At 66.6% G+C, this 24,915-nt stretch carries 30 protein-coding genes; 19 read left to right on the top strand and 11 right to left on the bottom strand.

Annotated features, from left to right (window positions below):
* Positions 1-54: 54 nt before the first annotated feature.
* Genes GQE99_RS13070 through GQE99_RS13060 form a run of 3 tightly spaced genes read right to left on the bottom strand, consistent with a single transcriptional unit; the run spans position 55 to position 2,818 of the window.
* Entirely contained in the window at positions 55-1,224 is a 1,170-nt protein-coding gene (locus tag GQE99_RS13070; protein ID WP_161352074.1) for an aminotransferase, read from the bottom strand.
* The gene (trpD, locus tag GQE99_RS13065; RefSeq protein ID WP_161352073.1) at positions 1,221-2,240 is read right to left on the bottom strand and encodes an anthranilate phosphoribosyltransferase; all 1,020 of its coding nucleotides are present in this window, start codon (positions 2,238-2,240) and stop codon (positions 1,221-1,223) included. Before trpD ends, GQE99_RS13070 begins: the two co-directional genes overlap by 4 nt.
* A complete protein-coding gene (locus GQE99_RS13060) occupies positions 2,237-2,818 on the bottom strand; it encodes an anthranilate synthase component II (protein WP_161352375.1) in 582 nt (193 codons plus the stop codon). The genes trpD and GQE99_RS13060 overlap by 4 nt, the downstream gene beginning before the upstream one ends.
* A gap of 132 nt (positions 2,819-2,950) precedes the next feature.
* On the opposite strand from GQE99_RS13060, the gene GQE99_RS13055 reads away from it, so the two are divergent.
* Positions 2,951-4,411, top strand: coding sequence for a divergent polysaccharide deacetylase family protein (locus GQE99_RS13055; protein WP_161352072.1), 1,461 nt, complete (start codon positions 2,951-2,953; stop codon positions 4,409-4,411).
* 158 nt (positions 4,412-4,569) lie between these two features.
* On the opposite strand, the gene GQE99_RS13050 is transcribed toward GQE99_RS13055, so the two are convergent.
* Positions 4,570-5,859 (bottom strand): O-acetylhomoserine aminocarboxypropyltransferase/cysteine synthase family protein, encoded by a 1,290-nt coding sequence (locus GQE99_RS13050; protein ID WP_161352071.1) that lies wholly within the window; start codon positions 5,857-5,859, stop codon positions 4,570-4,572.
* 158 nt (positions 5,860-6,017) lie between these two features.
* On the opposite strand from GQE99_RS13050, the gene GQE99_RS13045 reads away from it, so the two are divergent.
* Entirely contained in the window at positions 6,018-6,431 is a 414-nt protein-coding gene (locus GQE99_RS13045; protein WP_161352070.1) for a VOC family protein, read from the top strand.
* On the opposite strand, the gene GQE99_RS13040 is transcribed toward GQE99_RS13045, so the two are convergent.
* Both GQE99_RS13040 and GQE99_RS13035 read right to left on the bottom strand, forming a co-directional pair.
* A complete protein-coding gene (locus tag GQE99_RS13040; protein WP_161352069.1) occupies positions 6,391-6,831 on the bottom strand; it encodes a DUF1330 domain-containing protein in 441 nt (146 codons plus the stop codon). The genes GQE99_RS13045 and GQE99_RS13040 overlap by 41 nt on opposite strands.
* Positions 6,828-7,331 (bottom strand): DUF2239 family protein, encoded by a 504-nt coding sequence (locus tag GQE99_RS13035; RefSeq protein WP_161352068.1) that lies wholly within the window; start codon positions 7,329-7,331, stop codon positions 6,828-6,830. The genes GQE99_RS13040 and GQE99_RS13035 overlap by 4 nt, the downstream gene beginning before the upstream one ends.
* Before the next feature lie 62 nt (positions 7,332-7,393).
* Between GQE99_RS13035 and GQE99_RS13030 the strand changes: the two genes are divergently transcribed.
* Positions 7,394-7,726 carry a GIY-YIG nuclease family protein gene (locus GQE99_RS13030; protein ID WP_161352067.1) on the top strand — a complete coding sequence of 111 codons (333 nt, stop codon included), beginning with the start codon at positions 7,394-7,396 and terminating at the stop codon, positions 7,724-7,726.
* A 3-nt stretch (positions 7,727-7,729) separates the two neighbouring features.
* Here GQE99_RS13030 and GQE99_RS13025 read toward each other — a convergent pair whose 3' ends face one another.
* Entirely contained in the window at positions 7,730-8,752 is a 1,023-nt protein-coding gene (locus GQE99_RS13025) for a hypothetical protein (protein WP_161352066.1), read from the bottom strand.
* Positions 8,753-8,851: 99 nt separating this feature from the next.
* Between GQE99_RS13025 and GQE99_RS13020 the strand changes: the two genes are divergently transcribed.
* Complete coding sequence (locus GQE99_RS13020; protein ID WP_161352065.1) at positions 8,852-9,250, top strand: hypothetical protein; 399 nt, start codon at positions 8,852-8,854, stop codon at positions 9,248-9,250.
* Between the two features lie 7 nt (positions 9,251-9,257).
* Here GQE99_RS13020 and GQE99_RS13015 read toward each other — a convergent pair whose 3' ends face one another.
* The 4 genes from GQE99_RS13015 to GQE99_RS13000 all read right to left on the bottom strand — a co-directional run bounded on the left by GQE99_RS13015 (position 9,258) and on the right by GQE99_RS13000 (position 11,901).
* Entirely contained in the window at positions 9,258-9,755 is a 498-nt protein-coding gene (locus tag GQE99_RS13015) for a flavin reductase family protein (RefSeq protein ID WP_161352064.1), read from the bottom strand.
* A gap of 101 nt (positions 9,756-9,856) precedes the next feature.
* On the bottom strand, positions 9,857-10,918 hold the full coding sequence (locus GQE99_RS13010) for a YeeE/YedE family protein (RefSeq protein WP_161352063.1): 1,062 nt from the start codon (positions 10,916-10,918) through the stop codon (positions 9,857-9,859).
* A 119-nt stretch (positions 10,919-11,037) separates the two neighbouring features.
* The gene (locus GQE99_RS13005) at positions 11,038-11,397 is read right to left on the bottom strand and encodes an ArsR/SmtB family transcription factor (protein WP_161352062.1); all 360 of its coding nucleotides are present in this window, start codon (positions 11,395-11,397) and stop codon (positions 11,038-11,040) included.
* An 84-nt stretch (positions 11,398-11,481) separates the two neighbouring features.
* Positions 11,482-11,901: a thioredoxin family protein gene (locus GQE99_RS13000; RefSeq protein ID WP_235917231.1), complete on the bottom strand. Its 420-nt coding sequence runs from the start codon at positions 11,899-11,901 to the stop codon at positions 11,482-11,484.
* A gap of 51 nt (positions 11,902-11,952) precedes the next feature.
* On the opposite strand from GQE99_RS13000, the gene GQE99_RS12995 reads away from it, so the two are divergent.
* The 15 genes from GQE99_RS12995 (at position 11,953) to GQE99_RS12925 (ending at position 24,886) form a co-directional block, all read left to right on the top strand.
* The gene (locus tag GQE99_RS12995) at positions 11,953-12,693 is read left to right on the top strand and encodes a cytochrome c biogenesis CcdA family protein (protein WP_161352061.1); all 741 of its coding nucleotides are present in this window, start codon (positions 11,953-11,955) and stop codon (positions 12,691-12,693) included.
* A 14-nt stretch (positions 12,694-12,707) separates the two neighbouring features.
* Positions 12,708-13,295, top strand: coding sequence for a thioredoxin family protein (locus tag GQE99_RS12990; RefSeq protein WP_161352060.1), 588 nt, complete (start codon positions 12,708-12,710; stop codon positions 13,293-13,295).
* A 133-nt stretch (positions 13,296-13,428) separates the two neighbouring features.
* Positions 13,429-13,911: a sulfur oxidation c-type cytochrome SoxX gene (gene soxX / locus GQE99_RS12985; protein ID WP_202530801.1), complete on the top strand. Its 483-nt coding sequence runs from the start codon at positions 13,429-13,431 to the stop codon at positions 13,909-13,911.
* Positions 13,912-13,943: 32 nt separating this feature from the next.
* Positions 13,944-14,360: a thiosulfate oxidation carrier protein SoxY gene (gene soxY, locus GQE99_RS12980; RefSeq protein ID WP_161352059.1), complete on the top strand. Its 417-nt coding sequence runs from the start codon at positions 13,944-13,946 to the stop codon at positions 14,358-14,360.
* A 23-nt stretch (positions 14,361-14,383) separates the two neighbouring features.
* Complete coding sequence (soxZ, locus tag GQE99_RS12975; protein WP_161352058.1) at positions 14,384-14,713, top strand: thiosulfate oxidation carrier complex protein SoxZ; 330 nt, start codon at positions 14,384-14,386, stop codon at positions 14,711-14,713.
* Positions 14,714-14,739: 26 nt separating this feature from the next.
* Positions 14,740-15,588, top strand: a complete 849-nt coding sequence (gene soxA, locus GQE99_RS12970; protein ID WP_161352057.1) for a sulfur oxidation c-type cytochrome SoxA — start codon at positions 14,740-14,742, stop codon at positions 15,586-15,588.
* Positions 15,589-15,683: 95 nt separating this feature from the next.
* Positions 15,684-17,381: a thiosulfohydrolase SoxB gene (gene soxB / locus GQE99_RS12965; RefSeq protein ID WP_161352056.1), complete on the top strand. Its 1,698-nt coding sequence runs from the start codon at positions 15,684-15,686 to the stop codon at positions 17,379-17,381.
* Between the two features lie 94 nt (positions 17,382-17,475).
* Positions 17,476-18,762, top strand: coding sequence for a sulfite dehydrogenase (gene soxC, locus GQE99_RS12960; RefSeq protein ID WP_407943795.1), 1,287 nt, complete (start codon positions 17,476-17,478; stop codon positions 18,760-18,762).
* A complete protein-coding gene (locus GQE99_RS12955) occupies positions 18,746-19,798 on the top strand; it encodes a c-type cytochrome (protein WP_161352054.1) in 1,053 nt (350 codons plus the stop codon). Before soxC ends, GQE99_RS12955 begins: the two co-directional genes overlap by 17 nt.
* 182 nt (positions 19,799-19,980) lie before the next feature.
* Positions 19,981-20,430, top strand: a complete 450-nt coding sequence (locus tag GQE99_RS12950) for a DUF302 domain-containing protein (protein ID WP_161352053.1) — start codon at positions 19,981-19,983, stop codon at positions 20,428-20,430.
* Positions 20,431-20,647: 217 nt separating this feature from the next.
* A complete protein-coding gene (locus GQE99_RS12945; protein WP_161352052.1) occupies positions 20,648-21,088 on the top strand; it encodes a YeeE/YedE family protein in 441 nt (146 codons plus the stop codon).
* A gap of 4 nt (positions 21,089-21,092) precedes the next feature.
* A complete protein-coding gene (locus tag GQE99_RS12940; protein ID WP_161352051.1) occupies positions 21,093-21,536 on the top strand; it encodes a DUF6691 family protein in 444 nt (147 codons plus the stop codon).
* Between the two features lie 260 nt (positions 21,537-21,796).
* On the top strand, positions 21,797-22,696 hold the full coding sequence (locus tag GQE99_RS12935; protein WP_407943794.1) for an MBL fold metallo-hydrolase: 900 nt from the start codon (positions 21,797-21,799) through the stop codon (positions 22,694-22,696).
* Between the two features lie 24 nt (positions 22,697-22,720).
* A complete protein-coding gene (locus GQE99_RS12930) occupies positions 22,721-23,050 on the top strand; it encodes a TIGR01244 family sulfur transferase (RefSeq protein ID WP_161352050.1) in 330 nt (109 codons plus the stop codon).
* A 69-nt stretch (positions 23,051-23,119) separates the two neighbouring features.
* Positions 23,120-24,886, top strand: a complete 1,767-nt coding sequence (locus GQE99_RS12925; RefSeq protein ID WP_161352049.1) for a SulP family inorganic anion transporter — start codon at positions 23,120-23,122, stop codon at positions 24,884-24,886.
* Positions 24,887-24,915: the final 29 nt, after the last annotated feature.

Here is a 24,915-nt window from a genome sequence, read left to right as displayed (position 1 = left end):
GAGAGGGCGCTGCCCTCTCGCGCTCTCCCGAAGTATTTCCGGAACGATGAAGGATCAGGACAGGCGCGCGAGGCGCTCCATCAGGGTGGCGATGCCATCGCGGTCGATGTTGGCGAACGCGATGCGCAGGTGGGCCGCGCCCGCCGGGTCGTCGTCGGGGGTGAACATGGTGCCCGGGAGCGCCAGGACGGCGATGTCGTCGACCATGCGCCGCGCGAGGCTGGCCGAGCTTTCGTCGAACGGATGGCGCACGTAGGCGAAATAGGCGCCGGCCCCGGCGATCTCCCAGCCGGGGAGAGCGATGACCCCGTCCTCGACCGCGGCCCGGCGCGCGAGGATCTCGTCGCGTTCGCCGGCGAGCCAGCGTCCGAGGTTCTGCATGCCCCAAAGGGCGGCGTGCTGGCCCAATTGGTTGGGGCAGATCGCCACCGTGTCGAGGAACTTCTCGGCCGCGAGGAGACGCTCGGGGCTGGCCACCATCGCGCCCACGCGGTGGCCGGTCAAGCGGTAGGCCTTGGAGAAGGAGTAGAGCTGGATCACCGTGTCGGACCAGTCTGGCGCGGTGAAGAGATCGTGCGGCGCGCCGGGGCGCGAGTCGAAGTCGCGGTAGGTCTCGTCCACGATGAGCGCGATGCCGGCGCGCCGGGCGAGGTTGGCGAAGGCGTGGACGAGGTCGGCGGGATATTCGACGCCGGCGGGGTTGTTCGGGGTCACCAGCACGATCGCGCGGGTGCGGTCGGTGAGGCGGGCTTCGGCCTCGGCCACCGTCGGCAGCATCTCTTCGCCGGCGGGCAGGGCGACCGGCGTCACGCCGGACAGCGTCAGCCACATCTGGTGATTGAAATACCACGGTGTCGGCAGGATGACCTCGTCGCCCGGGCCCGCGAGCGTGGCGACGGCAGCGCAGAAGGCCTGGTTGCAGCCCTGGGTGATCGCCACGTTGCCCGGGGTGATCGTGCCGCCGTAAGCGGTGGAGAATTGCGCCGCCACCTCTTCGCGCAGGGCCGGCAGGCCGAGGACGGGGCCGTAGACATGGGCCGCGGGCAGGGTGAGCGCGGTTTCCGCCATCGCTTCGCGCAGGGGCACGGGCGGCGGGTCGACCGGCGCGGCCTGGCTCACGTTCAGAAGCGGCAGGTCGGGCGCGAAGGTCTTGTCCGCGATCCAGCGCTTCGCCTCGACGACCGGCGAGGGCCGGGTGGCGGCAAGGGCCGGGTTGACGATCACGCGGGCGTCCGGGTCAGGGCGGCCAGCGCATCGACCTTGGCGCGCGCGGCGCCGCTGTCGATCGATGCGCGGGCGATCTCGGTCCCTTCGCGCAGGGTGCCGGCCTTGTCGGCCACCACGAGGGCCGCGGCGGCGTTCAGGCACACCGCGTCCCGGTAGGCGCCCGGCGCCCCGTCGAGCAGCGCGGAGAAGGCCCGGCCGTTCTCCTCCGGCGTGCCGCCGAGGATATCGCGGAACGGGTGGACGGGCAGGCCCGCGTCCTCCGGGTGAACCTCGCGCCCGGTGATCCTTCCGTCCTCGAGGGCCGCGACCGCGGTGGGGCCGGAGATCGAGATTTCGTCCGTGCCGTCGGAGCCGTGGACCAGCCAGGCCTTTTCCGACCCCAGGTCCTTCAGCGCCTCGGCCATCGGGAAGATCAGGTCGACGGCGAAGGCGCCGGTGAGCTGGCGCTTGACGCCGGCCGGGTTGGTGAGCGGGCCCAGGATGTTGAAGATCGTCTTGCAGCCCAGTTCCGTGCGCACCGGCATCACGTGTTTCATCGCCGGGTGGTGCATCGGCGCCATCATGAAGCCGATCCCCACCTCGGCCAGCGCGCGTTCGACCACGGCCGCCTCGACCATCACGTCGATGCCCATCTGGCCGAGCGCGTCGGCGGAGCCGGATTTCGAGCTCAGGTTGCGGTTGCCGTGCTTGGCGACCGGCACGCCCGCGCCTGCCACGACGAAGGCGGTGGCCGTGGAGATGTTGAGCGTGCCCATCCCGTCGCCGCCGGTGCCGACGATGTCGATCGCGCCCTCGGGCGCCGTCACGCCCACGCAATTGGCGCGCATCACGGCCGCCGCGGCCGCGTATTCGTCCACGGATTCGCCGCGCGCGCGCATCGCCATGAGAAGCCCGCCCACCTGGGCGGGGGTCGCCGTGCCCTCGAACAGCTCGGCGAAGGCGAGCTCGGCCTGGGTGCGCGACAGCGGCCCTTCGGAGGCCGCGTAGATCAGGGGTTTCATCGTGTCGCTCATGCCGGCACCTTCACGCTGTCGAGGAAATTTCGGATCATCGCGTGCCCGTGTTCGGACCGGATGCTTTCGGGGTGGAACTGCACGCCCTCGATGGGCAGCGCGCGGTGGCGCAGGCCCATGATCGTGCCGTCCTCGAGCCAGGCGGTGACCTCGAGGCAGTCGGGCAGGCTGTCGCGCTCCACCACCAGCGAGTGGTAACGCGTGCCCTTGAGCGGCGAGGGGAGGCCCGCGAAGACGCCCAGGCCCGCGTGGTGGATTTCGCCCATCTTGCCGTGCACGATCTCGGAGTGGCGCACGACCTTGCCGCCGAAGGCCTGCCCGATGGTCTGGTGGCCAAGGCACACGCCCAGAAGCGGCATCTTCGCCTCGGCTGCGGCCAGCGTGAGCGGCAGGCAGATGCCGGCCTGGTCGGGATCGCAGGGGCCGGGCGACAGAACGATCGCCTCGGGCTTGAGCGCCATCGCCGCCTGCACGTCCAGCGCATCGTTGCGCACGACCTTCATGTCCGCGCCCAGTTCCCCGAAGTAATGAACGAGGTTGTAGGTGAAACTGTCGTAGTTATCGATGAGCAGGATCATGGCCGGGCCTTGGGGCTTTTCTCGTGTCTGTGTCGCGGTATACATGGTCAGAGCCAAAGCCGGGGGTCAAGGGCCGCCGGGGCGCGGCCGCGCGCCGCGCAAATGGGACGTCGCAACAGCCGGGAGGCAGAATTGGCACGCGGAGTGATCTCGGGACTGGTGACGGGTGTGATCGTGGCGGGCGCGGGACTTGTGACCGCCTCGCTGACGCTGGAGCGCGTGGAAATCGGGGGCGTCGCGCCGGTCGACGCGGGCGCGGAGGTCGAGACCGTCATGCCGGAGGCCGGTGACGCGGCCCCGGAAGAAGAGACAGACGCGGTCGAGGCTCCGGCGGACGCCGCGCCGGCCGAAGAGGCCGTCGAGACGGAGCCTGCGGGATCATCCGACACCGCACCCGTGCAGGAGGAGGCAGCGCCGGAGACTGAAGCCGCCTCCGAAACGACGGGGACGGCGCCGGCCGACAGTGCGCCGGCCGACGGCGCGGCGGAGCCGGCGTCCGAGACCGAGAGCGAAGACGAGGCGGAGCCGTCCGAGGCGCCCGATACGACCGAGCCCGCACAGGACGCAACGGAGACGGAGCCGACGGAGCAGCCGGACGCGTCGCTGGCGCCCGAGACTGACACCACGGACGAGCCCGAGCCCGTGGTGGCCGCGCCGGAGGCGCAGGTCGAGGAGGAAGAGATGGCGCAGCTGCCCACCGTGGTGGCGCCGGCCGACCCCGTCGAGCCCGATGTGCGGATGCCTTCGACCGATGGCGACACGATCCGTGCCGGGCAGGGCAGCTTCGCCCCGCCGCCGCTTCCATCGGAAGAGGATTCGCTCGAGGAGCCGACCGAGGAACTTCCTGTGATCACCGGTCGTCTGCCCTCGATCGGGGATGAGACGGAGGAGGCGGAGGAAGACGCGGCATCGGCCGGTCCGCAGCCGCCGATCAAGGCCAACGCCGTGGCATACGAGCCCGTGGGCGATCTGCCCGAGATGGCCGTTCTGCTGATCGACACCGGCCCCGGGCGCGAGGACGTGGGCGACCTGGCGGTCATGCCCTTCCCGCTGTCGGTGGCGGTCGATGCCTCGGCCCCGGACGCGGAGGCGGCAATCGACTTCTACCGCTCCGTGGGCGCGGAGGTGGTGCTGATCGTGCCCTTGCCCGAGGCGCCGACGGCAATGGACGTGGAAGTCACCTTCCAGGCCTACGAGCCGCTGTTGGAGCGGGTGGTCGGCGTGATGTTCCCGCAGGACGAGGCTTTCCAGGGGCTGGGCGACGCGGCCGAGCAGGTCGTGACCATCCTCGACGAACGCGGGCTTGGTCTCGTGACCTACCCGGAAGGGCTCAACACAGGCCACAAGATCGCCGTGCGCGACGACGTGCCGGCAGCGCAGGTGTTTCGCGATCTCGACGGCGAGGGGCAGGAAGGCGACGTGATCCGCCGGTTCCTCGACAACGTGGCCTTCCGGGCGCGCAACGTCGATGGCGTGATCGCTGTCGCGCGGGTGAAGCCCGGCTCGATCCAGGCGCTCCTGGAATGGACGCTCGGCAACCGGGCGCAGAGCGTGAACTTCGCCCCGGTGTCGGCGGTGCTTCTGGACGAGTGAGGATCAGGTGCGCGCGGGCGCGCATGATTGCATGGCGTTCGGGCCACGCGGCCCCGCGAGGGCCGGCCTCCACCTCTCGGCACTTTCGTCGGCCGGAACGTTGAGAGACTTCATCAAGAAGCGCGCCCAAGGGTCTGGGCGCGCTTCCTTTTATTGGATCAGGCAGAGGCTTTGAGCGCCTGGTCGAGGTCGGCGATGATGTCGTCCGGGTCCTCGATCCCGATCGAGAAGCGCACCACGTTGTTGCCGGCGCCCGCCGCCTCGCGCTGCTCGTCGGTGAGCTGGCGGTGGGTGGTCGAGGCCGAGTGGATCACGAGCGAGCGCGTGTCGCCCAGGTTGGCCACGTGGGAGAAGAGCTTGAGGCTGTTCACCAGCTTCACGCAGGTGTCGTAGCCGCCCTTCAGCGTCACGGTGAAGAGCCCGCCGGTGCCGCGCGGGCAGATCTTCTTGCCGATCTCGTAGTAGGGCGAGGACTTAAGACCCGCGTAGGTCACCTTCTCGACCGCGTCATGCGCCTCGAGCCATTCGGCGACCTTCTGGGCGTTCTCGGTGTGCTTGGCCATGCGCAGCGACAGGGTTTCGATCCCCATGAGCGTGTAATGCGCGGCCTGCGGGTTCATCGTCATGCCGAGGTCACGCAGCCCGATCGCGATCGAGTGGAAGGTGAAGGCCATCGGCCCCAGCGCCTCGTGGAAGGTGATGCCATGGTAGGCCGGTTCCGGCTGGCTCAGCGACGGGAACTTGTCCGAGGCCGACCAGTCGAACTTGCCCGAATCCACGATGCAGCCGCCGGTGACGGTGCCGTTGCCGGTCAGGTACTTGGTCGTGGAATGCACCACCAAGGTGGCGCCGTGTTCGATCGGGCGGCACAGGTAGGGCGAGGCCGAGGTGTTGTCGACCACCAGCGGGATGCCCGCCTTGTCGGCCACCTTGGCGATGGCGTCGAGGTCGGTGACCACGCCGCCGGGATTGGCGATCGCCTCGCAGAAGAGCGCGCGGGTGTCGTCGTCGATGGCCGCTTCGACCGCCGCCGGGTCGTCGAAGTCGACGAAGGTGCACGACCAGCCGAAGCGTTTGAAGACCTGCGTGAACTGCGTGTAGGTGCCGCCGTAGAGGCGCGTCGAGGCGACGATGTTGCGCCCCGGTTCCATCAGCGGGTAGAGCGCCATGATCTGGGCCGCGTGACCCGACGAGGTGCAGACCGCGCCCGCGCCGCCTTCCAGCGCGCAGATGCGATTGGCGAGCGCGCCGACGGTCGGGTTGGTGAGGCGCGAATAGATGTAGCCGACCTCTTCGAGGTTGAAGAGCCGGGCGGCGTGATCGGCGTCTTTGAACACATAGGACGTGGTCTGGTAGATCGGCACCTGGCGCGCGCCGGTGGCGGGGTCGGGTTCGGTGCCGGCGTGAACCTGCAGCGTGTCGAACCCGTTCATCTGAGCGTCTGTCATGAAGTCCTCCAAGGAATGGCTGCGTCAAGCTAGGTCAATTCACTGGTTTGGGCAATCCGGCTAAGTCCCTCATATTGTTCATATTCATTTTGTTAGATGGGTGGCGCGCGCCGCCGGGCTGGGCTAGCATCGGCGCGCGGATCGAAGGAGGGGCAAGAATGCCGACACCGTTTCACCTGGCCATCAATGTCGACGACCTCGAGGAGGCGCGCGCCTTCTATGGCGGCGTGCTGGGCTGCGCCGAGGGGCGGTCGACCGACACCTGGGTGGACTTCGATTTCTTCGGTCATCAGCTGAGCCTGCACCGGGGCCGGCCCTTCGGGACCCGGGCCACCGGGAAGGTCGGGGCGCACGACGTGCCGATGCCGCATTTCGGGCTGGTGCTGGCGCTCGGGGACTGGCGCGCGCTCGCCGACCGGCTTGAGGCGGCCGGGACCGACTGGATCATCGCGCCGTCCGTGCGGTTCGAGGGGGAGCCCGGCGAGCAGTGGACGATGTTCTTCCGCGACCCGTGCGGAAACCCGATCGAGATCAAGGGGTTCGCGGATCTCTCGGGGGTGTTCGCGGGCTGAGCGGCAAGAGGCGGCTGTCCGCCAGCGCGGCCGTCCGGTGATGGCCGGCGCGCGCGGCCTCGGGGTCCTGCGCGAAGGCGAGAAAGGCCCCGACGCTCGCTTGCCGCACGAGGAGCACGCGGTCCCAGCCGTCGCCCTCGGGCCCGATGAACCACTCCCCGCCAATCCCTTCGAACAGGACTTCGCCGCCCGAGGCATCGAGGCGCGGCGCGATGGCCGCGGCGTAGAGGTCATAGGCCGCCGCGCCGCTGATCGGGTGCGTGGGGGCAAGTCCGGGCGGGGCGCCGCCGTAATCCGCGATGTCGCGGAACTTGAGGAGGTTCAGCATCACCACGGGGCTGTCGAGCCCGCGCGCGATCAGGGCGCCGGCCGTCTTGTCGGTGGGGGCGACGTGGCTCATGGCGTGCCCGCCAGCCGGTGCGCGTGGGCCCGGATGTCCCCCGGCCAGCTTTCCATCGCCTCGGAGAACCCCGCGGTGTCGCCCGCGTAGAGTGCGCGGATCGCCTCTTCGAAGCGCGGCAGGTCGCCGGCCAGCGCGGTGAGGAAGCGGAAGGTGCGGTCGGCCCGCAACGCGCTGTCTTCCGTGTCCCGTTTGCGCGCCTCGTCCACCAATCGGCGCAGCATGGCCGAGGCCCCGCCGCTCTGGCGCGACAGCCAGTCCCAGTGCCGGGGCAGGAGCGTCACCTCGCGCGCCCGCACGCCGAGTTTCGGTCGTCCGCGCGGCGGGGGCGTCTCGATCCCTGACAGGTTCAGGTCGGTTTCGCGCCCGGTCTCGTCCGAGAACACGGCCAGCTGGTCGGGATGCGGCCCAAGGGGGGCGAGGCGGGCCTCGAGCTCGGACCGCGTGCCCGAATCGAGCCGCTTCGTGCCCTGGAACACGGTGTAGATTTCGTCATCCATATTTACACCCGGGTAAAAGTCTGTATGAAACATTTAACACCCGGGTAAAAATGGAGCAAGGCGTGATTTCCAACGACGAGAAGCGGGCGGCGCGCGCCGCGTATCGCGACCGGGACCCGGAGTGGGCGATCTGCGTGCTCAGGGTCGGTGCGCGGGCCTGGGTGAAATGCGTGGCGGACCCGGCCGCGCTCGAACGGCGCATGAGCTTCGTTCTGCGCCACGGACGGGGGCGTGGTGCGCCGGCGGGGATGGCGGCGGCCTTCGCCGAGGCGGGAGAGCTGTCGCTCGAGGTTGTCGAGACGCTCGACCCGGACTTCAGCGCGATGGCGCGCGAGACGCGGGTCAAGGCGCGGCTGGCCCATTGGGCGGCAGCGCTGGGGGCGACGCCGTTGTGAGCCTCAGCGCATCCAGAACCCTTCGCGCTTGATCCGGTTGCGCAGCATCTTTTCCTGGCGCGGAAGGTCGTCGCGGTCGAACAGCGCGCGCACCGCGTGGCCGCGGCCCTGGTAGATCATCCGGCGCATCGGGTCGTAGTCCTTGAGCACCTTCTTGATCCGGTTCGGCGCCGCGGCGGCTTCCAGCGCCGTGAGCGTTGCCTGCGTTTCGCGCGCGTAGGCCAGCGGCAGGACGCGCCAGTGGCAGGTGACGTCGCCGTCGAGCCCCGCCAGCTCCGGGCCGGGCCGTCCACCCCCCAGCGCGTGGATCACGAGGGGCAGGGCGATCTGGTCGAGCCAGGGAAAGATCTCCTGGCAGACCAGCGCCTCGGGCCGGTCGTCGCGGATGGCGAGGGCGGTGTCGAGGAAGAGCCGGTGGAAGCGCGCGGGGTCGGGGCCGAAGAACCAGCCCGCATTGAAATAGAGGTAGCGGCCCCAGTATTCGTCCGGCTGCGTCAGGTCGAGCGAGCTTTCGAAATCCAGCCCGAACCGGTCGTAAAGCGCCTTCCAGGTCTCGGTGTAGCCGGGGCCGTAAAGCTCGATCGTGGGCCATGTGCCTTCGCGGTTCATCGAGGCCGACGGGCGGTCGAAGTCGATGGGCAGGTGCGACAGGGGGCCGGTGACCACCGTGTCGCTGTCGAAGAAGATGAAAGGCTCGCCTTCGGGGAGGCAGGTCAGCGCTTCGATCTTGTTGCCGTTCGGATAGCTCTCCCCGAAATGCGTCGCATCGAACGGCACGATCTCGGCCCCGAGATCGGCCAGTGCGCCCCGCACGTCGTCGGCCATGCGCGGATCCGAGGTCCAGAGGGGGCCGGGCTGCGGTTCGGCGACGATCACGCGACCGGCGAAGTCCGGGTCGTGCCGGCGCAGGGAGGCGGCGAACAAAAGCGCCTCGTATCCCACGCGCCCGGCCTGTCCGACGACGAGGATATTGAAGGAGCGTGGCGCGCCTGCACGGTTTTTCGCTGATCTGGTCCTGGCTGCCATCGCCGTCTTTGCCCGCTGCCCGAGTTTCTGTCACTATAGGACAAGAGCCCGACAGGAAAAGCGCGCAAGCGCCACGCGGGCCGGAGAAGGAGCAGGCCCATGATCAGACGGGCAATTCTCGGTGCGGCCATGCTGTGCGCCTCGGCGGGTGCGGCAGCCGCGCAGGATGCCAAGCAGATTCTCACGATGACGAAGCCCAACTGGATCGCCGTGCGCGAATACGATGGGCAGGATCTGCTGTATTTCACCAACCTTCTGGCCTGGCGCTGCGGCGTTGAGCGGATCCGGTTCGCGGTGAATGGCGAACGCCTGGACCGGCTGGAGCACGAACCCTGTCACGAGGACGAAGCCGCGCCGAACGCGCTCTACTCGGAAGACATCCTTCCGTACGTCGCGTATCCGCTGGGATCGGTCGAGAGCGTTGCGGTCGAAGTGTCCTATCCCGACGGGAGCACGGATTCGGCGGACTACGAGCGCGCGAAGGTTCTGATCCGCTGAAGCGCGGTCAGCCCCGGTGCTGGAACTGGCCCCACTGGCCGGCCATGAAAACGCGCGGGGCGGAATCCGTGACGGTGACGCGGTCGACATGGCCGATGATCACGGTGTGATCGCCCGCGTCGATCCGGTCGCGGATGTGGCATTCGAACCGGGCCGGGCAATTCTCGATCAGCGGCACGTCACGCTCCGAGCTGATCCAGTCGAACCCCTCGAACGCTTCGCCGGACTTGGTGAAACCCAGCGCGACGTCGTCCTGGTCCTCGCCCATGATGTGGAGCGCGAAGTGTCCGGCGGCGGCCATCGCGTCGTGGCGGCGTGACGACTTGGCGGGGCACCACAGGATCAGCGGCGGGTCCATCGACACGCTGGTGAAGCTGTTCACCGTGATGCCCAGTGGCCCGCGCGGGCTCATGCAGGTGACCACGGTCACGCCGGTCGCGAACAGGCCAAGGGCCTTGCGCATCTCGGCTTCGGTGCCGGGGGCGGGGATGAAGCTGTCGGTCATGTCTCACCTGCTCGTTCGGGCGCGACCCTACCCGCGTGGCCGGTGGGGGGCCAGCCGAAATCCCGCCCGCACAGGGGCTGTTCACCGGGTGGTGAAGGGGGTCATTCCGCCGGCGCGAAACCCGATATGAGCTGGCGCAGGCCGAAGGCCGCGCCCGCCATGATCGCCGCCAGCGTGACCGGCGCGCCGTGGTAGAGAAGCGAGAAGGCCGACAGGCCCTGGCCGATGGAACAGCCGAAGGCCACCACCGCGCCGAACCCCATGAGGACCGCCCCGCCGATCTGGCGCTTGAGCTCGCGCGGATCCTCGCAGGCCTCCCACCGGAAATGGCCCTTCAGGGCCGAGCCGATGAAGGCGCCCGCGAGCACGCCGACGACCGAGCCGACGCCGAAATTGAGCGAATTGCCGGACGCCGTCATCAGGTAGAGGATCGAGTCGCCCAGCGGTGCGGAATAGGTGTGGCTCTCGACCGGGATCGGGGCGAACCCCGTCTGGGCGATCCAGTTCGTGCCTGCCCAGCCCACGACGATCGCGAGACCCGCGACCACGGACCAGAAGATCTTGCGCGCGTCGCGCCGCATCTCGGCCGACGTGAACATGGCGCCGAGGATCACGACGCCCACGCTCATACCGATCACCGGGGCAGGCAGCCCGGTGAGCCGTTCGGCGAGATGGGCGAGCCCCGGGACGGTTTCGCCGGGGTCGAGGGGGCGGACGGGGAAGAGCATCAAGCGCAGGCTTGCCAGCGGGCCCGAGATCGCGACATAGGCGGCGAGCCCCATGACGAGCACGATCACGAAGGAGCGCAGGTCGCCGCCGCCCAGGCGCGCGAGCGCCCCGAAGCCGCAATTGCCCGCAAGCGCCATGCCGTAACCGAAGACGAGGCCGCCGATCACCGAGGCCCAGGGCACCCAGCCGGCCTGGAAATAGACCGCCTGCGGCGCGTCCAGCATCCCGGCCTGCATCAGGGCGAAGCTGCCGATGACGGCGACGCCGACGGCGATGCCCCACATCCGAAGCCTGAGAGAGGACCCTGCGTAGAGCATGTCCTCGATCGCGCCGAGGGTGCAGAACCGCCCCAGTCGCGCCGCGAGGCCCAGCATCGTGCCGCCGATCAGGCCGACGAGGGCCGCGGCGTTGGATTCCCCCAACATCTCGAGCATGAAAAACCTCCGCGGGCCACGATCCTCCCGTGCCGGGGCGGCCCGGTCCCGGCTCATTCAGTCAATCGAATGTGCTTATACGGTGCAAGGGTTTTGGTCGTGCACCCGGCGCGACAGCGTCACTCCGCGGCCTTGGCCTGGCCCTGGTCGGTCGAACAGAACATGTCGTAGATGACCTCGAGCACCCGCTTGGGTCGGTCGTCGGCCAGGGAGTAGTAGATCGCCTTGCCTTCGCGGCGCGGCGTCACCAGCCCCTCGAGGCGCAGGCGCGCCAACTGCTGGCTCACCGCCGCCTGGCGGGCCGAGAGCAGTTCTTCGAGTTCGGTGACAGATTTTTCGCCGGTGACCAGGTGGCACAGGATCATCAGCCGCCCTTCATGGCTGATCGCCTTGAGGAACGTGGAAGCGTCGCAGGCGGAAGCAACCATCTTGTCCATGTCTTCTTCGGACATGTCCTCGGTGATGACGGGGAGCGCCATGTTCGGGCCTTGTGCAACCTTCGGTTCGTTCGAGTGTACGTCCATCGTGGGACCCCATGCAAATATTAAGGTTCGTCTCAGTCTTCAACCTTCAGCGTGTGTTGCCGGATCGAAACCGACCTGGGCCTTCAGCATCATCGTCAGCAGGCCCCAGAAGAAGTCTTCGCCCGGGTAGCCTTCGATCCGGGCCAGTTCGGTGCCGTCCTCGACCAGGATGAAGGTCGGCGTGAAGTTCACCGGCCGCGCCGTTTCGAAGTCGATATCGCCGTCCTGCGCATCCGTCAGCTGAACGCGGACGAGCGGCGCCGCGCGCCCCTCGGGCGTTTTCGGATACGTCTCCGCGATCTCTTGGTTCCACTGCCGGCAATAGACACAGCCGGGCTGCTCGACCATGACGAGTTCGGCCGCAAAAGCGGGCAGGGCGGCCATCCAGAGAAGGGCCGCGGCAATGATAGCGGTCAGTCGCATGCAAAATCCCGTTGACCAGACGATTTCAAAAAACATAATTCGTCGATGCGATCCGCGCAAGATGCATGGGTCGCGATCGGAGGTTTTATGTTCGGCGATATTTCATACGGCGGGGCGGCCCTGGCGGGCCTCATCGCCTTCTTCACACCCTGCATTCTGCCGATGGTGCCCTTCTACCTGAGTTACATGGCCGGGATTTCAATGACCCAGCTTCAGGGAGACGGCGAAATCGCGCCCGGCGCGCAGCGGCGGCTGGTCATCTCCGCGTTCTTCTTCGCGCTCGGTGTGACCACGATCTTCGGGCTCCTCGGGCTCGGGGCCACGGCGGCCGGCCAGGCTTTCGCGCAATGGAAGCAGGAGCTGAGCTGGGTCGCGGCCGCCGTGATCTTCGTCTTCGGGCTGCATTTCCTGCACGTGATCCGGATCCCCTTCCTGATGCGCGAGGCGCGGGTGCAGTCGGACATGGATCCGTCCACGATCCTGGGCGCCTACGTCATGGGGCTTGCCTTCGGCTTCGGCTGGACGGCCTGCGTGGGGCCGGTGCTGGCCTCGATCCTGATGATTGCCGCGATGAAGGACACGCTCGTGCAGGGTGGCAGCCTGCTGATCACCTTCGGGCTCGGCATGACCGCGCCCTTCGTGGTCGCGGCGGTCTTCGCCAAGCCGTTTCTCGGCTTCATGGCACGCAACCGCAAATACATGCCCTATGTCGAGAAGGTTCTCGGGGCTATGCTGATCATATTCGCGGTTCTCATCGCCACGGGATCGATCAACGCGATCTCGAACTGGATGATCGAAACGTTCCCCGGCTTTTCCCGGCTGGGCTGAGAGGAGGAATTCACATGCGTATCCTTGCCACCCTGGCGGCCACGGTCGCGTTCGCCCTGCCGCTGCACGCGGCGACCCTGGGCGACGACGGGCTGCACAAGACCGATTGGATGCACGACACGTTCAAGGACATGGGCGACGACCTTGCCGAGGCCGAGGCCGAGGGCAAGCGCTTCATGGTGATCTGGGAACAGCGCGGCTGCATCTACTGCACCAAGATGCACGAGGAGGTGTTTCCCACGCCCGCCATCGCCGAGACGCTGAACGAGGACTTCTTCGTCGTGCAGCTCAACCTCTTCGGCGACGTGGAGGTCACCGATTTCGACGGGGAATCCCTGTCGGAGCGTGACATGGCCATGAAATGGGGCGTCATGTTCACGCCCACGATGATGTTCTTCCCGCCCGCGGACGAGGTGCCGGAGGGCGCCACGGCGCGCGAGGCGGCCGTGGTCACGATGCCGGGCGCCTTCGGCAAGTCGACCACCAACCACCTTCTCGATTGGGTGCTGGAAGAGGGCTACAAGGGCGATGAAAACTTCCAGAAGTACCATGCGCGCCGGTTCAACGAGGAACAGGCGGCCGGCGACGCGATCGAGGATTGAAACGGGCGGAAAAACAAAATAGCGCCTGCGGTCAGCGTGTTAGCCGGCAAAAAATTCAAGAAGGCGAATTTATGATTGGCATTCGCGCCCCGCAGGCATACAGTCGTATTCACAAAATGTGATGGGAGGAATCATGAAGCGGATGATCGCGCTAGCCACGGCGTGTCTCACGGGTTCGGTCGCAATGGCCGAGGTCGTGCCCCCGAGCGAGGTGACCTTCGACGGCTACGCCGTCGAGCAGTCCCTTACCGGAACGCCGGGCAATCCCGAAGAAGGCCGCAAGGTCATGACCACGAAGTCCATGGGCAACTGCGTTTCGTGCCATGCGGCCGAGGATTACGCAGACGTGCCGTTCCACGGCGAGGTCGGCCCGCCGCTCGACGGTGTCGGCGAGCGCTGGAGCGAAGCCGAGCTTCGCGGGCTCGTGGTCAACGCCAAGATGGCCTTCGAAGGCACGGTGATGCCGGCCTTCTACAAGACCGAGGGTTTCAACCGACTGGGCGACGGGTTCACCGGCAAGGCCCACCCGGAAGACAAGCCCGTCGAACCGCTCCTCACGGCCCAGGAGGTCGAGGACGTGGTCGCCTACCTGAAAACGCTCACCTACGACGAGTGATGCGGGCAGGACCAGAGAAACAGGAGATAACAATGAAACTCAATCGACGTGATGCATTGGCCATGGGGCTTGGCGCGACCGCTGTCGCCATGCTGCCCATGCGCGCCTTCGCCGCCGCAGAGGACGCGATCGCGGCCTTCACCGGCGGGGCCGAAGCGGGCGAGGGCGACATCACCCTCGACGCGCCGGAGATCGCGGAGAACGGCAACACCGTTCCGATCTCGGTGACGGCGCCGGGCGCGGCCGCCATCAGCGTGTTCGCCGCGGGCAACCCGACGCCCAACGTGGTCACCTTCAACTTCGGACCGGCCGCGGGCAGCCAATACGCCTCGACCCGGATCCGGCTCGCCGGCACGCAGGACGTCATCGCCGTCGCCAAGATGGAAGATGGCAGCTACATCCAGACCGCCAAGACCGTGAAGGTCACCATCGGCGGCTGCGGCGGCTAACAGCGGAACAAGGAGTATTACCAATGGCATCTGGTGTTAAACCCCGCGTCAAGTCTCCCTCTTCCGCGTCTGCGGGCGAGGTCGTGACGATCAAGACGCTCATCAGCCACCCGATGGAATCGGGCCAGCGCAAGGACTCGGACGGGAACACGATCCCGCGGTCGATCATCAATCGCTTCACCTGCGAACTGAACGACAACATGATCATCGACGTCACGCTGGAACCGGCGATTTCGACGAACCCGTATTTCGAGTTCGAAGCCAAGGTCGACGCCTCGGGTGAATTCAAGTTCACCTGGTACGACGACGACGGCTCGGTCTACGAAGAAGCCAAGGCGATCGAGGTCGCTTGATCCACGCCCAGCAGGGAGGAGACAGAATGAAAGCGAAACTGCTTCAAAGTATCGCGGCAGCTGCTCTCGCGTTCGGCGCGGGGGCGGCCCTGGCCGACGAGGACGCAGAGCTCGTCATCAACGGCGAGATCGAGATCGTCACCAAGACGGATGCGCCCGCGCATATGGACGGTATGAGCACGATCATGTCGGGCTGGCGTTTCCGCGACTCCACCACGCAGATGATGGAGATGGACGACTTCGACAACCCGGCGATGCTGGCCGTCGAAGACGCGCGCGAGAAGTGGTCGACCCCGGTCGGCTCCGAAGACAAGTCGTGCGCCGATTGTCACGGTGAACCCGAGGACATGGCGGGCGTGAAGCCGGTCTATCCGAAGTGGAACGAGGACGCCGGCGAAGTCCGCACCATGCAGATGCAGATGAACGACTGCCGCGAGAACCGCATGGGCGCCGAGCCGTGGAAATACGACGCGGCCGACGCGCTGGCGATGGAGGCTCTGCTTTCGTCGGTCAGCCGTGGCATGCCGGTCGACGTGGCCATCGACGGTCCCGGTCAATCGACCTGGGAGCAGGGCAAGGAGCTCTACTACGCCCGCACCGGGCAGCTCGACCTGTCCTGCGCGTCCTGTCACGAGGAAAACTACGGCAACATGATCCGGGCCGACCACCTGTCCCAGGGGCAGATCAACGGTTTCCCGACGTATCGCCTGAAGAACACCAAGCTCAACGGCGTCCACAGCCGCTTCAAGGGCTGCGTGCGTGACACCCGCGCCGAGACCTACAGCCCCGGTTCGCCGGAGTTCGTGGCGCTCGAGATGTACGTGGCGTCGCGCGGCAACGGGCTTTCGGTCGAAGGTCCCGCCGTAAGGAACTGAACCAATCGCCCCGCGCGGTGTCTTGCCGCGCGGGGTTTTCTTACTTATACATATTCCGTTTTTGGAATGAGAGACGGAAGAATACGGAGACCCGCATGATTTCTCGCCGTGATTTCCTGCAAGTCGGCATGGCCGCCAGCGCAATGCTGGGGGCCTCCGGCTTCGGTAACTGGGCCAGGCTGGCCGCGCAGCAGACGCTGACGCAGGACCAGCTGCTCGAGTTCGAGACGTTCGGAAACGTCTCGCTCATCCACGTCACCGACATCCATGCCCAGATGAAGCCGATCTATTTCCGCGAGCCGGAGATCAACCTGGGCGTCGGCGAGAACAAGGGGCAGGTGCCCCACATCACCGGGGCCGAGTTCAAGGCGCGCTACGGCATCGTCGACGGGTCGCCCAGTGCCTATGCGCTGACCTACAACGACTTTTCGGCGCTCGCGAAGGAATACGGCAAGGTCGGCGGGCTCGACCGCGTCGCGACCGTGGTCAACGCGATCCGCGCGGCCCGGCCCGATGCGCTGCTGCTCGACGGCGGGGACACCTGGCACGGCTCCTACACCTGCTACCACACCGAGGGGCAGGACATGGTCAACGTGATGAACGGGCTGAAGCCCGACGCGATGACCTTCCACTGGGAATTCACGCTGGGCCAGGAACGCGTGCGCGAGATCGTCGACGGGCTGCCCTTCGCCGCCCTCGGCCAGAACATCTTCGACGCCATGTGGGACGAGCCGGCCGAGCATTTCGAGCCCTACAAGTTCTTCGAACGCGGCGGCGTGAAGATCGCCGTTATCGGCCAGGCGTTCCCCTACATGCCGATCGCCAACCCCGGCTGGATGTTCCCCGACTACAGCTTCGGCATCCGCGACGAGAACATGCAGGCGATGGTCGACGAGGTCCGCGCGCAGGGGGCCGAGCTGGTCGTCTGCCTCAGCCACAACGGCTTCGACGTCGACAAGAAGATGGCGAGCCGCGTGACCGGGCTCGACGTGATCCTGTCGGGCCACACCCACGACGCGCTGCCCGAGCCGGTGGTGGTCGGCGACACGATCATCGTGGCCAGCGGCAGCAACGGCAAGTTCGTCAGCCGCGTCGACCTCGACGTGCGCAACGGCCAGATGATGGGCTTCCGGCACAAGCTGATCCCGATCTTCTCGGACGTGATCGCCCCGGACGCCGAGATGACTGCGCTGATCGACGAGCAGCGCGCGCCCTATGCCGAGGAGATGGCCGAGGTGATCGGCACGACCGACACCGAGCTCTATCGTCGCGGCAACTTCAATGGGTCCTGGGACGACCTGATCTGCGACGCCTTGATCTCGGAGCGCGAGGCCGACATCGCCATGTCGCCCGGCGTGCGCTGGGGGCCGAGCCTGGTGCCCGGCGACAACATCACGCGCGAGGATATCTGGAACGTCACCTCGATGACGTACCCGAACGCCTACCGCACGGAAATGACGGGCGAATTCATACACACGATCCTCGAGGACGTGGCCGACAACCTGTTCAACCCCGATCCCTACTACCAGCAGGGCGGCGACATGGTGCGCATCGGGGGCATGGGCTACCGGATCGACATCACCAAGCCGCAGGGCAGCCGCATCACCGAGATGACGCTGCTCAAGACCGGCGAGGCGATCGACCCGGCCAAGACCTACACGGTCGCCGGTTGGGCCAGCGTGAACGAGGGCACCGAGGGACCGCCCATCTGGGACGTGGTGGAGAGCCACATCAGGAAACAAGGCAATGTCACGCTCGATCCGAATACCTCGGTCGAGGTGATCCAGGGCTGATCCTGAACGCCGTCCGGGCGTGGGTCCGGACGGCTTTTTTGTTAACCATTTCATTCACATAGGTGAATGAGCTAATATGACTAGGGAGAACAAAGTGGACGATACTCCTGAACGAAAAGGCCCGTCGCGGCGCGGGTTCCTGACGGGAACGGCCGCATCCGGCGCCGCGCTTCTGGCCGCGACGGCCGCGCGCGCGCAGACCGCGCCCGACCCGCTGATCACCGAAGTGCAACCCTGGGCCAGCGGCCTGGGCGAAGGCGTGGACGCCACGCCGTATGGTCTGCCGATCAAGTACGAGGACGACGTGGTCCGGCGCAACGTGGACTGGCTTACCGCCGACACGATCAGCTCGATCAATTTCACGCCGATCCACGCGCTCGACGGCACGATCACCCCGCAGGGCTGCGCCTTCGAGCGTCACCATTCGGGCGCGATCGAGCTGCGCAAGGAAGACTACCGGCTGATGATCAACGGGCTGGTCGATACGCCGCTGGTCTTCACCTATGCCGACCTCGAGCGCTTCCCGCGCGAGATCCACACCTATTTCCTCGAATGTGCCGCCAACACCGGCATGGAATGGGCGGGCGCGCAGCTCAACGGGGCGCAGTTCACGCACGGCATGATCCACAACATGGAATATTCCGGTGTGCCGCTGCGCACGCTGCTGGAAGAGGCCGGGCTCGACACCGCGGGCGACCTTTCGGACAAGTGGATCTACGTCGAGGGGGCGGACGCGTCCTCGAACGGCCGTTCGATCCCGATGGAGAAGGCGCTCGACGACGTGCTCGTGGCCTTCAAGGCCAACGGCGAAGCGCTTCGCAAGGAGCATGGCTATCCCGTGCGGCTCGTCGTGCCGGGCTGGGAAGGCAACATGTGGGTGAAGTGGCTGCGCCGCATCGAGGTCACCGACCAACCGATCGAAAGCCGCGAGGAAACCTCGAAATACACCGACACGCTGGCCGATGGCATCTCGCGCAAGTGGACCTGGGTGATGGATGCGAAATCCGTCATCACCTCGCCCTCGCCGCAGATGCCGATCACCCACGGGGCCGGCCCGCTGGTCATCACCGGCATGGCCTGGTCGGGCCGGGGCGCCATCACGCGGGTCGACGTGTCGCTCGATGGCGGCATGACGTGGCAGCCCGCGCGCCTGGGCAAGGCGGGCGATTCCAAGGCGCTCACCCGCTTCTACCTCGACATCGACTGGGACGGCTCCGAGATGCTGATCCAGTCGCGCGCGACGGACGAAACGGGCTACGTCCAGCCCACGAAGGACGCGCTGCGCGAGGTGCGGGGCGAGAATTCGATCTACCACAACAACTGCATCCAGACTTGGCATGTGAAAGAGAACGGGGAGGCGGAAAATGTCGAAGTTTCCTAAGCTTATCGCGGGAACGGCGGTTGCCACCCTGATCGCGGGCACCGCGCTGGCCGGGCCCTTCGGACTGGGGCGCGAAGCGCTGCCGGAAGAGGTCGCGGCCTGGAACCTGGACATCGCGCCCGATGGCACGGGGCTGCCCGAAGGCTCCGGCACGGCGGAAGACGGCGAGATGCTGTTCTCCGAGAGCTGCGCGGCCTGCCACGGCGAATTCGCCGAGGGCGTGGGGCGCTGGCCGGTGCTGGCGGGCGGTTTCGGAACGCTCGACCGCATGGACCCGGTGAAGACGGTGGGCTCCTACTGGCCCTACCTGTCGACGGTCTACGACTACGTGCGCCGCTCGATGCCCTTCGGCGCCGCGCAGACCATGTCCGACGACGACGTCTACGCGCTCACGGCCTACATCCTCTATTCCAACAGCATCATGGAATACGACGAAGTGCTCTCGAACGAGACCTTCTCGGAGATCGAGATGCCGAATGCCGACGGGTTCATCGTGGACAACCGCGAAGAGGCCGAAGCGCATTTCTGGAAGGACGAGCCTTGCATGGAGAACTGCAAGGACGCGCCGGTCGAGATCACGATGCGTGCCACGATCCTGGACGTGACGCCGGAGGAAACCGCCGCCGAAGAGGCCGCAGCGTCCGAGGAAGCCGCGGCCGAAGACACGGCCGCCGAGGCCCCGGCCGAAGAGACCGAGGTCGCGATGGCCGAGCCGGATCCGGCACTGGTCGAGGAAGGCGAGGGCGTCTTCCGCAAGTGCAAGGCCTGCCACAAGGTCGGCGAAGGCGCGCGCAACGGCACCGGTCCGGCCCTCAACGGCATCGTCGGCCACCCGGCCGGCGCGGTCGAGGGCTTCCGTTACTCGAACGCCATGCAGGACGCGGCCGCGGACGGGTTGGTCTGGACGCCGGAAGAACTGGGCGCCTTCCTCGCCAAGCCGCGCGATTACATGCGCGGGACCAAGATGTCCTTCGTCGGCCTGCGCGACGAGGAAGAGATCAAGGCTGTCATCGCCTATCTCTCGACCTTCGAATAAGGGATCGGTCCTCCCTGTGCCCCGGCGTCGTGCGGTTTTCCGTGCGGCGCCGGTCGCATTTCGGGGGCGGGGTTATGCCGCAGTCGCCAGACTGGATTGCGTCTCGCGGCTCTGTTATATTCGGATTATCGAATGTCATTTCGGACCGTGTCGAATCGGTCCGCCCAGACCGGGAGGATTTCATGAAACGGATGCTCATTTCGGCCGTCACGGCCGTGTTCGCGGCCAGTGCCGCGATGGCGGCCAGTCACGGCGGCGACCAGGCCACCACCTATACCTTCGACGGCAGCTTCGACGATGCGACCTTCGCGGTCGAGAATGCCATCGTGGGGCAGGGGCTCGTGGTCGATTACACCTCGCACGTGGGCGACATGCTCGCCCGTACAGGCGAGGACGTGGGCTCCGACGTGAAGCTCTTCGAGGCGGCGGACGTGTTCCTGTTCTGCTCGGCCGTGGTCAGCCGCAAGGTGATGGAAGCCGATCCGATGAACATCGCCCATTGCCCCTACGGCGTCTTCGTGGCCGAACGCGATGGCGAGGTGATGATCGGTTACCGCAATTATCCCGACGGCCCGATGCAGGAGGTCCAGGCGCTGCTCGACACGATCGTGCAGGACGCGTTGGGCAACTGATCCCACAACCGGGGCGGGAGAACAATGTTCTGGCCGCCCCGGAATTTCCGGAATTTCGCGTGACAACGTCGTGACTCTGGTTCGCGGCGTGGGAAACTGTTCCCAACGCGCGCTTCTCACGAAAATATAATCATTTATTTGAATGTATCGCTTGTGAGGCGGGGACGGACCGTTTATGTCCGATACCCAAGGATAACCATGACCGAGTGAGGCGACCATGGAAGTGATAGAAACGGCCTTTACCCCCTGGGCCTCATTGATCGGGGGGCTGTTGATCGGGCTGGGGACGGTGCTCCTCATGGCCATGCGCGGCAACGTGCTGGGCGCGACCGGGATTCTCGCGGGCTTCATGACGCCCTCGTCCTCCTCCGACTGGGGCTGGCGCGCGGTGATGATCGCCGGGATGCTGAGCGGTCCGATCGCGATCCTTCTGTTCACGGGCGGCTTCCCGACGATCGAGGTGCCGGTGAACCGCTGGATGATGATCATCGGCGGGCTGATCGTGGGCATCGGCGTGACCTACGGGTCGGGCTGCACCTCGGGCCACGGCGTCTGCGGGATTTCGCGCCTCTCGCCGCGCTCGATCACCGCGACGCTCACCTTCATGCTGACCGCCGGCATCACCGTCTACATCCTGCGTCACGTGATCGGAGGCTGACCCAATGGAAAAGCTGTTCGTCTACATCTCCGGCCTTCTCTTCGGCCTCGGCGTGTCCATCGGCGGCATGGCCAACCCGGCGAAGGTGCAGAACTTCTTCGACGTCGCGGGCGTCTGGGACCCGTCCCTGGCCTTCGTGATGGGTGGGGCGCTCCTGGTGAGCGCGCCGGGTTACTGGCTGGTCTTCAAGCGCGGGCGCCCGGTGTTCGGCTCGGCGTTCAACGTCCCCACCAACCGCAAGCTCGACGCGCGCCTCATCGGCGGCTCGGCGGTCTTCGGGGTCGGTTGGGGCATCGCGGGCTTCTGCCCGGGCGCCTCGATCCCGGTGCTCTCGACGCTGAACCCCGACGTCCTGATCTTCACCGCGGCGCTCATCGGCGGCATCCTGATCGCCAAGGGCGCGATGAAGATCACCGCCGCCCGGCGCGACGCGATGCAGGCCGCCTGAGCCGGCCACACAACGACAAGACGGAAGGCCGCACCGCCCTGGTGCGGCCTTTTTCGTATCCGCCACCCGTGACATTCGGGCGACAGCACGGAGGCGCGACAAATTAAATTCAAAAAAACGAATATGAGGGGTTTACGGAGCCACACAGGACGCCTATTTCACCTTCAACGGCTTGAATACGTGCACGCGGCGCGAATTCAGGGCAAACTGACCCCACCGGGCGGGGCACGGCCGCCGACCCGGTCAATCTGGAGGGAGTTATGAAGGACATGACCCAGAGCTATCCCGTGGACACCTCGGTCAAACCGGACGTGAAAGCGTTTTTCGACCCGGCGACCAACACGATCTCCTACGTCGTGAAGGATCCGAATTCGCAGTCCTGTGCCATCGTCGACAGCGTGATGGACATCGACTACGCGGCCGGGCGCATCACCTATGACAACGCCGACGAGATCATCCAGTACGTCCAGGACAACGACCTGAAGGTCGAGTGGCTCATCGAGACGCACGTGCACGCCGACCACCTCTCGGCCGCGCCCTACATCCAGCAGAAGCTGGGCGGCAAGATCGGCATCGGCGAGAACATCACCGTGGTGCAGGACACCTTCGGCAAGGTCTTCAACGAAGGCACCGAGTTCCAGCGCGACGGGTCGCAGTTCGACCGCCTCTTCAAGGAAGGCGACACGTACCAGATCGGCGGAATGACCGCCTTCGCGATGCACACGCCGGGCCACACGCCGGCCTGCATGACGCATGTGATCGGCGACTCGGCCTTCGTGGGCGACACGCTGTTCATGCCCGACGGCGGTTCGGCGCGCGCCGACTTCCCGGGCGGCGACGCGGGCATTCTCTACGACTCCATACAGAAGGTGCTGTCGCTGCCGGACGAGACCAAGCTCTTCATGTGCCACGACTACGGCCCCAACGGGCGCGACATCCAGTGGGAGACCTCGGTCGCCGACGAGAAGGAGCACAACATCCACGTGGGCGGCGGCAAGACGAAGGAGGACTTCGTCAAGTTCCGCACCGAGCGTGACGCGCAGCTCGACATGCCGCGGCTGATCATTCCCTCCTTGCAGGTCAACATGCGAGCGGGTCAGATGCCGCCGAAGGACGAACAGGGCGACGTGTTCCTGAAGGTCCCGGTCAACAAGCTCTGATCCAGACAGGAAGGCGAACAGGATATGCAACAACTCGATCAACAGGTCTGGGTCTCGCCCCAGATCCAACCCGCAGACGTCGAAACGATCGCCGCCGAAGGGTTCAAGGCCATCGTGTGCAATCGCCCGGACGGCGAAGAGCCGGGGCAGCCCGACTGGGCATCGGTCGAAGCGGCCGCCAAGGCGGCGGGGCTCAGGACCTATTACCTGCCGATGGCCTCTCGCGAGGTTCCGGCGGACACCGCCGACGGCTTCGCCAAGGCGATGTCCGAGACGGACGGCAAGGTCTTCGCCTACTGCCGCTCGGGCGCACGTTGTACGGCGATCTGGAACGCGGCCAAGGCACGCGTCTGATCCGATCGCACCCGGCAGGCCGCCCGCGGGCGGCCCGCCGAACCGACTTCAAAAGTGAAAGGGATAGTTATGGCACGCGGGCTTAAAGGCCGGGCGGCGTCACTGAGGCGTTTTTTCCCGATTCTCGAGTGGGGCTCGGCGTATTCCAAGGATACGTTCCTGTCCGACTTCGTGGCGGCCGTGATCGTCACCATCATGCTCATCCCGCAATCGCTGGCCTACGCGCTGCTCGCGGGCCTGCCGGCCGAGATGGGCCTCTACGCCTCGATCCTGCCGCTCGTGGCCTATGCGATCTTCGGCACGTCGCGCGCGCTGGCCGTGGGGCCGGTGGCGGTCGTGTCGCTGCTGACGGCGGCGGCGATCGGCAATCTCGGCCTCGACAGCATGGCCGAATACGCGGCCGCTGCGATCACGCTGGCTTTCCTGTCGGGCCTGATCCTGCTGGTGATGGGCGTCTTCCGGCTGGGGTTCCTCGCGAACTTCCTGTCGCACCCGGTCATCGCGGGCTTCATCACGGCCTCGGGCCTTCTGATCGCCACGTCGCAGGCCAAGCACATCCTGGGCGTCGAGGCGCATGGAGAAGCGCTTTTCGACCGGCTCGCGACGCTCATCTCGCACGTGGGCGACACCAACCTGATCACCCTGGCCGTCGGCGCGGGCTCCATCGCGTTCCTGTTCTGGGTGCGCAAGGGGCTGAAGCCGCTTCTCATGAAGATGGGGCTTCCGCCGCGGCTGGCCGACATCCTGGCCAAGGCCGGGCCGGTGGCCGCGGTCGCGGTGACGACGCTCCTGTCGTTTGCCTTCGATTTCGCCGGACATGGCGTCTCCATCGTGGGCGACGTGCCGCAGGGCCTGCCGCCGCTGACCTTCCCGACCTTCGACCTCGACCTCATGGGCCAGCTCATCGGCCCCGCGATCCTGATCTCGATCATCGGCTTCGTGGAATCGATCTCCGTGGCCCAGACGCTTGCGGCCAAGAAGCGCCAGCGCATCACGCCGGACCAGGAGCTGGTGGGTCTCGGGGCCTCGAACATCGCGGCGTCGCTTTCGGGTGGCTACCCGGTGACGGGCGGCTTCGCGCGCTCCGTGGTGAACTTCGACGCGGGCGCCGAGACGCCGGCGGCCGGGGCCTTCACCGCCGTGGGCATTGCGCTGGCCGCGCTGCTGCTGACCCCGCTTCTCTACTTCCTGCCGACCGCGACGCTGGCCGCGACGATCATCGTCGCCGTGCTGAGCCTTGTCGATTTCGGCATCCTGAAGCGGACCTGGGGCTATTCGAAGGCCGACTTCTCGGCCGTGGCCGCGACCATCGTGCTCACGCTGGTCTTCGGGGTGGAAGCGGGCGTGTCCTCGGGCGTGATCCTGTCGATCTTCCTCTACCTCTACAAGACGTCGCGCCCGCATATCGCCGAGATCGGGCTGGTGCCGGGGACCGAGCACTTCCGCAACATCGACCGGCACAAGGTGCTCACCCATCCCGAGCTTCTGAGCCTGCGCCTGGACGAGAACCTCTATTTCGCCAACGCGCGCTTCATCGAGGATTACGTGCTCGACAGGCTCGCCCATGACCAGCCGATCCGCCACGTCGTGCTGAACTGCATCGCGGTGAACGTGATCGACCTGTCGGCGCTGGAAAGCCTCGAGGAGCTGAACCGGCGGCTCGACGACATGGGCATCAAGCTGCACCTGTCGGAGGTGAAGGGGCCGGTGATGGACCGGCTGCAGAAGACCCATTTCCTCGACGAGATCACGGGGCAGGTCTTCCTCACCCACTACGGCGCCGTGATGGCGCTGGGGCCGGTGGACGGGTTGAAGCCCAAGCTCGCCGCGGAGTGATCGAACGACGCGCCCCCGGAGAGATCCGG

It is taken from the genome of Maritimibacter harenae (genome assembly GCF_009882975.1).
Lineage (GTDB): Bacteria > Pseudomonadota > Alphaproteobacteria > Rhodobacterales > Rhodobacteraceae > Maritimibacter > Maritimibacter harenae.
This window is presented reverse-complemented; position numbering and strand designations above follow the sequence as displayed.

What these genes read in the sequence shown, in the direction of transcription:
- trpD (WP_161352073.1), bottom strand. Translation starts at nt 2,240, where the DNA reads ATGAGCGACACGATGAAACCCCTGATCTACGCGGCCTCCGAAGGGCCG.
- GQE99_RS13060 (WP_161352375.1), bottom strand. Translation starts at nt 2,818, where the DNA reads ATGATCCTGCTCATCGATAACTACGACAGTTTCACCTACAACCTCGTT.
- GQE99_RS13050 (WP_161352071.1), bottom strand. Translation starts at nt 5,859, where the DNA reads ATGACAGACGCTCAGATGAACGGGTTCGACACGCTGCAGGTTCACGCC.
- GQE99_RS13045 (WP_161352070.1), top strand. Translation starts at nt 6,018, where the DNA reads ATGCCGACACCGTTTCACCTGGCCATCAATGTCGACGACCTCGAGGAG.
- GQE99_RS13040 (WP_161352069.1), bottom strand. Translation starts at nt 6,831, where the DNA reads ATGAGCCACGTCGCCCCCACCGACAAGACGGCCGGCGCCCTGATCGCG.
- GQE99_RS13035 (WP_161352068.1), bottom strand. Translation starts at nt 7,331, where the DNA reads ATGGATGACGAAATCTACACCGTGTTCCAGGGCACGAAGCGGCTCGAT.
- GQE99_RS13025 (WP_161352066.1), bottom strand. Translation starts at nt 8,752, where the DNA reads ATGGCAGCCAGGACCAGATCAGCGAAAAACCGTGCAGGCGCGCCACGC.
- GQE99_RS13020 (WP_161352065.1), top strand. Translation starts at nt 8,852, where the DNA reads ATGATCAGACGGGCAATTCTCGGTGCGGCCATGCTGTGCGCCTCGGCG.
- GQE99_RS13015 (WP_161352064.1), bottom strand. Translation starts at nt 9,755, where the DNA reads ATGACCGACAGCTTCATCCCCGCCCCCGGCACCGAAGCCGAGATGCGC.
- GQE99_RS13010 (WP_161352063.1), bottom strand. Translation starts at nt 10,918, where the DNA reads ATGCTCGAGATGTTGGGGGAATCCAACGCCGCGGCCCTCGTCGGCCTG.
- GQE99_RS13005 (WP_161352062.1), bottom strand. Translation starts at nt 11,397, where the DNA reads ATGGCGCTCCCCGTCATCACCGAGGACATGTCCGAAGAAGACATGGAC.
- GQE99_RS13000 (WP_235917231.1), bottom strand. Translation starts at nt 11,901, where the DNA reads ATGTTTTTTGAAATCGTCTGGTCAACGGGATTTTGCATGCGACTGACC.
- GQE99_RS12995 (WP_161352061.1), top strand. Translation starts at nt 11,953, where the DNA reads ATGTTCGGCGATATTTCATACGGCGGGGCGGCCCTGGCGGGCCTCATC.
- GQE99_RS12990 (WP_161352060.1), top strand. Translation starts at nt 12,708, where the DNA reads ATGCGTATCCTTGCCACCCTGGCGGCCACGGTCGCGTTCGCCCTGCCG.
- soxX (WP_202530801.1), top strand. Translation starts at nt 13,429, where the DNA reads ATGAAGCGGATGATCGCGCTAGCCACGGCGTGTCTCACGGGTTCGGTC.
- soxY (WP_161352059.1), top strand. Translation starts at nt 13,944, where the DNA reads ATGAAACTCAATCGACGTGATGCATTGGCCATGGGGCTTGGCGCGACC.
- soxZ (WP_161352058.1), top strand. Translation starts at nt 14,384, where the DNA reads ATGGCATCTGGTGTTAAACCCCGCGTCAAGTCTCCCTCTTCCGCGTCT.
- soxA (WP_161352057.1), top strand. Translation starts at nt 14,740, where the DNA reads ATGAAAGCGAAACTGCTTCAAAGTATCGCGGCAGCTGCTCTCGCGTTC.
- soxB (WP_161352056.1), top strand. Translation starts at nt 15,684, where the DNA reads ATGATTTCTCGCCGTGATTTCCTGCAAGTCGGCATGGCCGCCAGCGCA.
- GQE99_RS12955 (WP_161352054.1), top strand. Translation starts at nt 18,746, where the DNA reads ATGTCGAAGTTTCCTAAGCTTATCGCGGGAACGGCGGTTGCCACCCTG.
- GQE99_RS12950 (WP_161352053.1), top strand. Translation starts at nt 19,981, where the DNA reads ATGAAACGGATGCTCATTTCGGCCGTCACGGCCGTGTTCGCGGCCAGT.
- GQE99_RS12945 (WP_161352052.1), top strand. Translation starts at nt 20,648, where the DNA reads ATGGAAGTGATAGAAACGGCCTTTACCCCCTGGGCCTCATTGATCGGG.
- GQE99_RS12940 (WP_161352051.1), top strand. Translation starts at nt 21,093, where the DNA reads ATGGAAAAGCTGTTCGTCTACATCTCCGGCCTTCTCTTCGGCCTCGGC.
- GQE99_RS12935 (WP_407943794.1), top strand. Translation starts at nt 21,797, where the DNA reads ATGAAGGACATGACCCAGAGCTATCCCGTGGACACCTCGGTCAAACCG.
- GQE99_RS12930 (WP_161352050.1), top strand. Translation starts at nt 22,721, where the DNA reads ATGCAACAACTCGATCAACAGGTCTGGGTCTCGCCCCAGATCCAACCC.
- GQE99_RS12925 (WP_161352049.1), top strand. Translation starts at nt 23,120, where the DNA reads ATGGCACGCGGGCTTAAAGGCCGGGCGGCGTCACTGAGGCGTTTTTTC.